This window comes from Paenibacillus sp. P4_A7 (genome assembly GCF_056402455.1).
Window position 1 is genome coordinate 1 of sequence record NZ_JBFUHJ010000410.1, and the last position, 5,114, is coordinate 5,114.

Here is a 5,114-nt window from a genome sequence, read left to right on the forward strand (position 1 = left end):
GGGTACTTTTGTTGGATTAAGCGACTCACATTCGATCGAAATTGAAACAAAAGACGGCGCAATGCCCCTCCAAGTAACGGATGAGCTACTAGCTGTCGTAAGTGAATTACCGTCCGATTCTAAGGTTACTTTTAAGTACACGGAGAAAGAAATTGAAGCAGGCAGCGATGTAAAGCAAAATTGGCTGGAAAAAATCGAACTAATCAAATAATTTAGTTTGAAGGAGCGAGAGCAAGGATGCGGGTTGCGATAGCGGGCGGTACGGGGTTTATCGGAAGTGCGCTAACTAAGGCTTTACTTCAGAGAAATGACGAGATATGGATTATTTCAAGGAAGAAAGCTAAGGATCCACTGACCGGCAAACTCCATCAAATAACTTGGAGCGAGCTAGATGCCGCTCCGTCTTTACTTGAGGGAATGGATGCCATTATTAATTTAACCGGTGAATCAATTAATCAGCGGTGGACTGCAGCCGCTAAGCAGCGGATTATGGATTCTAGAATCACCGCAGCAGCCCGCATATCCGCTCTTCTTTCCTCATTAAGTCAAAAACCTGCGCTGGTCATTAACGCATCAGGTATTTCCGCATATGGAATGTCTGCAGACGGAATATTTAATGAGACAAGTCCTTCCACAGTTACTGACTTTTTGTCGGAAGTCGTGGAGAAATGGGAGCTCGCAGCTGATACTATACCCGTTGACCGACTTATCAAGCTCCGAGTAGGTGTAGTATTGAATGAAAAAGATGGTGCATTCCCTCTAATGGCTATGCCTTATCGTTTGTTTGGCGGAGGCAAAATCGGCAGTGGCAAGCAGTGGCTTTCTTGGATTCATCTTAAGGATATGGTTGATCTCATCCTATTTTGTCTAGACAATAAACAGATTAATGGTCCCGTTAATGCTTCTGCACCTGATCCCGTTACGAACGACACTTTTGGTCGCGCACTTGGAAAGGCTATGGGAAGACCTCATTGGTTTCCCGTTCCCGCATTCCTTATGCGAACATTATTCGGAGAAATGTCTACTTTATTACTTGACGGACAAAGAGCAATGCCTCAAAAAGCACTCGATCACGGCTTTGCATTCCAGTATCCGACTGTTGAAAGCGCGATGCAGCAACTAGTCGGCCGCAAAGCTTAGAGTCACTCTGACTTCAGCTCATAGGATGGCCCGTTCATGCCTGCTAAATGTATAATGTCACCTTTTGCTAGCGGATATGCCTTATAAGGTATCATAGCTTGACCATTTAGCAGGCTGCCATTCCTAGAACCATAATCCTTCGCTCTATGCTCACCATCTATAAGTTCAATTTCCAAATGTGTACGAGACACGCCATTGGCACTGTCTGCATAGCTCACTTGCTCGCCGGCTCTTCCTATTTTGAAGCTTGCGGCAGTTAATTCAATCCTCATTTCTTCTCCTTCCCAGCTTCGATTTAACCAAGTAGAAGACTGACTTGTTCGTTCTTGTGATTGCTGATGAGACAGAAATACTGTTGCTTCAGCAGGCAGTACATTTTTTTGCTCTATTGGTTTAAATATACGTTTATCCATTTCCGGTTCTTCCAATCCCAATAGGAGCGACGATTCTTTATGCGTAGGAAACTCACTTTTATTGTTCATCTCATTCCAATATTCCAGCTTTCGAAAAGGCAGTGAATTCGGTACAATTGGCTCTTTATCAAATTGCGAATCTACCGAAGATGATCCATTTTTTCTCCATATAAGCATAAAACCTGCAAGGAGCAAGAACGTCACTCCTAAGCTAATGAACAAGCTTTGACGAGTAAGCTCCTCCATATATATAAATTTCCAATTACAAGCAATCGCTATTATTGATACAGCAGATATTATCCATTTTCGCTTCACTGACTGAACATCTTGTTCCTGCTCCTCTGCATAAGGAATATCATCGGAACTTTTCACGTTTGAGTTAGTAGAACTTTGCCACTCAGCCTTAGTTGGAAATAATGGCGGTTCCTGATGTGCTTGTTGTTCTGACTGCAACTCTTGATGAGTGGGACGCAGTTGCTGATGTTTTGTCTCTGGTCGGGCTTCCTTCTGAATATACGGTACTTGATAAACTGTCGTCAGAGTGCCGCTCCCACTTATAAGATCCAGCAGTGTTTCCCGCAGCTCTGCTAACGGCCACTTTTTCCCGTTAACATGCTGTAATATTCGTTTTAAACCTTCTCCATTAATTTGCTGTACATATGAAGTAGACCGCACAATTAGTGACATTAAATCTCCAGCTCCCACCATCTGTACAGCATCATTATCTTTCATTGGGACATAGACGAGTCTAATATCATGCAGCTGTTCTCCAATAAATATAAATTGATCACTGAGCAAGCAGCCTTCCGGCCTAAGCATATAGTTATTGCATTCATTTAATGCATCCACCACCCCTAATAAGAGGCCATAATATTCCTCCATCGTCAGAGGCTGCTGCTGTAAACGGTGTACAAGCATTTTCACATCTGTTAAAGAATAGCGAAAGGTTATTTTTCCATTTAACTCGAACCAATCTATGGGCAGCAAATACGGAATACGTTGAGTTTGCAGCATGTTCAGCTCTATTTCGTCCAATTCGTTACGATAGATGCCCGCCACCCGATCAATCGTCATTTCATGTCCGCGATTCATAACAAAATCAATTCGATAGTTTTCTATTATAATCAACTCTTCCCTTGTGTAGTACGTTAGATTATCATGTACCAAACGGTTACGGCAGCAGGTAGAACCGCCAGCATAAATGGGAACTTTTTGCCCGACTCAGCCCATTGCAGCCACTGTTTCCCCTTCCAGCCTATTGCAGGAATAATAATTGCAATAACTCCAGCAGCAACTTTCTTTCGCAAGGAGCCGTGGACGATAACTAGAAACAGCCCTATCAGACCTGCATATAAAATAGAGTACAGCATCAATTGGAGCACCGTCCCTACACCTACCCAAGCACCAATTGCCCCGAATAACTTTACATCACCCGCTCCAATTCCTTTAGCAAAATAAAGCAGCAGCAGCGGCGCAAAGCCAGCGGCAGTACCCGCTKCTAGCGCAATTAATCCAGAGCTGCCATTCGCAGCTAATTGGTAGATTAAAGCCCCGATAAAGAAACTAAGTGTTAAACGATTAGGTATGATTTGCGATCTGATATCTGTAAAAAAAGCAACGATTAATAATAGCGCAATAGCTGCTATTTGAACGATGTCCATAACTCACTCCTTCCTACTTAAACTGCTTTTCGACATCGTTATTCATTACTACTACTCTTCTTCTCTACAAGAAAATGCTTCGAAACCGAATTTTCCTTATCTCCGGCTTCGGAAGCCGTCAACTGCCATATGCCCGGCGTCGTATTTCCAGAAACATGCCATGTCCATTGCACAAAGCCATCTTTATCAGCTGTTGCTTCTCCCAAATGCTTTGCTTTGCTAGAGCCGCTTTTGTATAAAACATCCATAGAAATAACAGCTCCTGGCGCTGTTTTCACAATAACAGTCGCTTTTCTTCCAGGCCGAATCGGTGATGGCTCTATCGTTATGATTTGCAGCGGAACAGATGCCTCCGCCTCGCTGTCAGAACCGTACCTTGCTGGGGCCGCATCACTAATCCAGACCCTTTCAGCAGCTTGTTCCTTCAAAATAATCGGCTTGCCATAAAAGGGAAGCTTAAGCGGAAACTCATATTCAACCTCTATCACCAAATACGGCTGCTCTTTCTTCTTTAAATCGGGCAATGTTAACAGCTGCAGACTTATCCGAGCAGGGTCTATGATCGCTTCATCAGCAAACTCTCTTATCAATGGCTCGACAACGGCTCGTCCTATTTCAGTTGCCGCCATATTCTCAAGTGGACGAAAGTCTCCGCGCAGTGCTGATGCTATGAGCGTTCCCGTCGGATCAGGCAGCCAATCCGCTGCTTGTGCTGCCACTTCGCTCCATGAAGACAGAGGACTTTTTGTAGGCTGCGGATCTATGTCATTAGGTAGTGGAACTGTAGTTGTTGAATCTATAGATAATGGAAGAGGTGGATTGCTAGCAGCAGCTTGCTGTATGGCCAAATTAACCGGATGAATGTGTGTCGCCATTTGCTTTACGGTTTGTGCTGCAGCCGAATGAAGCGCCATCTGTACCGCACATAAGCGGATAAGCACAACAAATACTAGTAGTACAATTATTATTAGAGGCATAACTAATGCAGCTTCTACTACGATGGAGCCCTGTTCATTCTTATGTCTGCCGCTTTCAGTACGACCAGCCAATCGTTTGCGTCGTCTCATAACGGTTGCCGACAACCTTTCCTTGCAAAAGTCCAAAGTGTCCTAATGTTCGCATCAAACCTGGAACGAACCACAGCTCMATAGAAAAACGAGCCTCACCAGTCACAGCGCTTGGAACAGCAGACAATACGTTCCCGCTATTTTGCTCAATAACGGCAATCATTCGGGCTAGTCTTGAGGCTTCATTAGCTCCATGCATCAATTGAAATAATCGCAAATAATCGATATAGGATAGCTCAACCTTCACATATTTGGATAAGGGAGCAGTGCCTCGCTCTGTAAAAGCAATCAAATCTTCCATCGTTTTTCCCAATCCGTAAATAAGAGCAGCAGATAGAATAAGCAACGGATGACCTAACGATCTGCTCTCTACAAGTCCTTCCATCGTACGAATAGCTAATCGAGCTGCAAAAAGTTCACCATACGCTGCCGCTAAATTGGCTACAGAATTGTGAAAACCATAAATAACATACTCGGCTTCTTGATTATGGAAGGAAATAGCATTAGAAAACTCCTTCGTGTCTCCGGTTTCCACCAAAGAACGAAGCTTTTGGGGAGCAAATGATGTATACCTTTGAATGGCATACTCTCCGAAATAAAGTGAATCTCTAGTTCGCTCAAGCATGTCTGCTAAACCAGTAAACATGTTTCCCATAAGAGCAGTTGAATTCTCTGATGCTGCATATGCATCATTTGGCTCCTCTTTCTTAATCGTTTCCTCAGCAGCATCAGTTTGTTGATTGAAAAGAAGATTGTTTTTATAGTGCGCCCTTACCTGATTAAAAAGCTTCTCTTGCTCATCGGTTTGTTTAACATTTGTCATTCCATTAAGC

At 43.6% G+C, this 5,114-nt stretch carries 4 protein-coding genes and 2 pseudogenes; 2 read left to right on the forward strand and 4 right to left on the reverse strand.

Annotated features, from left to right (window positions below; genetic code table 11):
• A pseudogene (locus tag AC1DWN_RS27585) lies at nucleotides 1-211 on the forward strand (hypothetical protein); the annotation flags it as partial.
• Between the two features lie 26 nt (nucleotides 212-237).
• A complete protein-coding gene (locus AC1DWN_RS27590; protein ID WP_477562087.1) occupies nucleotides 238-1,140 on the forward strand; it encodes a TIGR01777 family oxidoreductase in 903 nt (300 codons plus the stop codon).
• Nucleotides 1,141-1,142: 2 nt separating this feature from the next.
• Here the strand turns inward: AC1DWN_RS27590 and AC1DWN_RS27595 are convergent, their stop codons facing one another.
• The 4 genes and pseudogenes from AC1DWN_RS27595 to AC1DWN_RS27610 all read right to left on the reverse strand — a co-directional run.
• On the reverse strand, nucleotides 1,143-2,681 hold the full coding sequence (locus tag AC1DWN_RS27595) for a DUF6382 domain-containing protein (protein WP_477562088.1): 1,539 nt from the start codon (nucleotides 2,679-2,681) through the stop codon (nucleotides 1,143-1,145).
• A 20-nt stretch (nucleotides 2,682-2,701) separates the two neighbouring features.
• Complete coding sequence (locus AC1DWN_RS27600; RefSeq protein WP_477562089.1) at nucleotides 2,702-3,214, reverse strand: A24 family peptidase; 513 nt, start codon at nucleotides 3,212-3,214, stop codon at nucleotides 2,702-2,704.
• 38 nt (nucleotides 3,215-3,252) lie between these two features.
• On the reverse strand, nucleotides 3,253-4,281 hold the full coding sequence (locus AC1DWN_RS27605) for a TadE/TadG family type IV pilus assembly protein (RefSeq protein WP_477562090.1): 1,029 nt from the start codon (nucleotides 4,279-4,281) through the stop codon (nucleotides 3,253-3,255).
• Nucleotides 4,247-5,114 (reverse strand): annotated as a pseudogene (locus tag AC1DWN_RS27610) (acyl-CoA cholesterol acyltransferase); the annotation flags it as partial. The gene AC1DWN_RS27605 and the pseudogene AC1DWN_RS27610, both read right to left, overlap by 35 nt.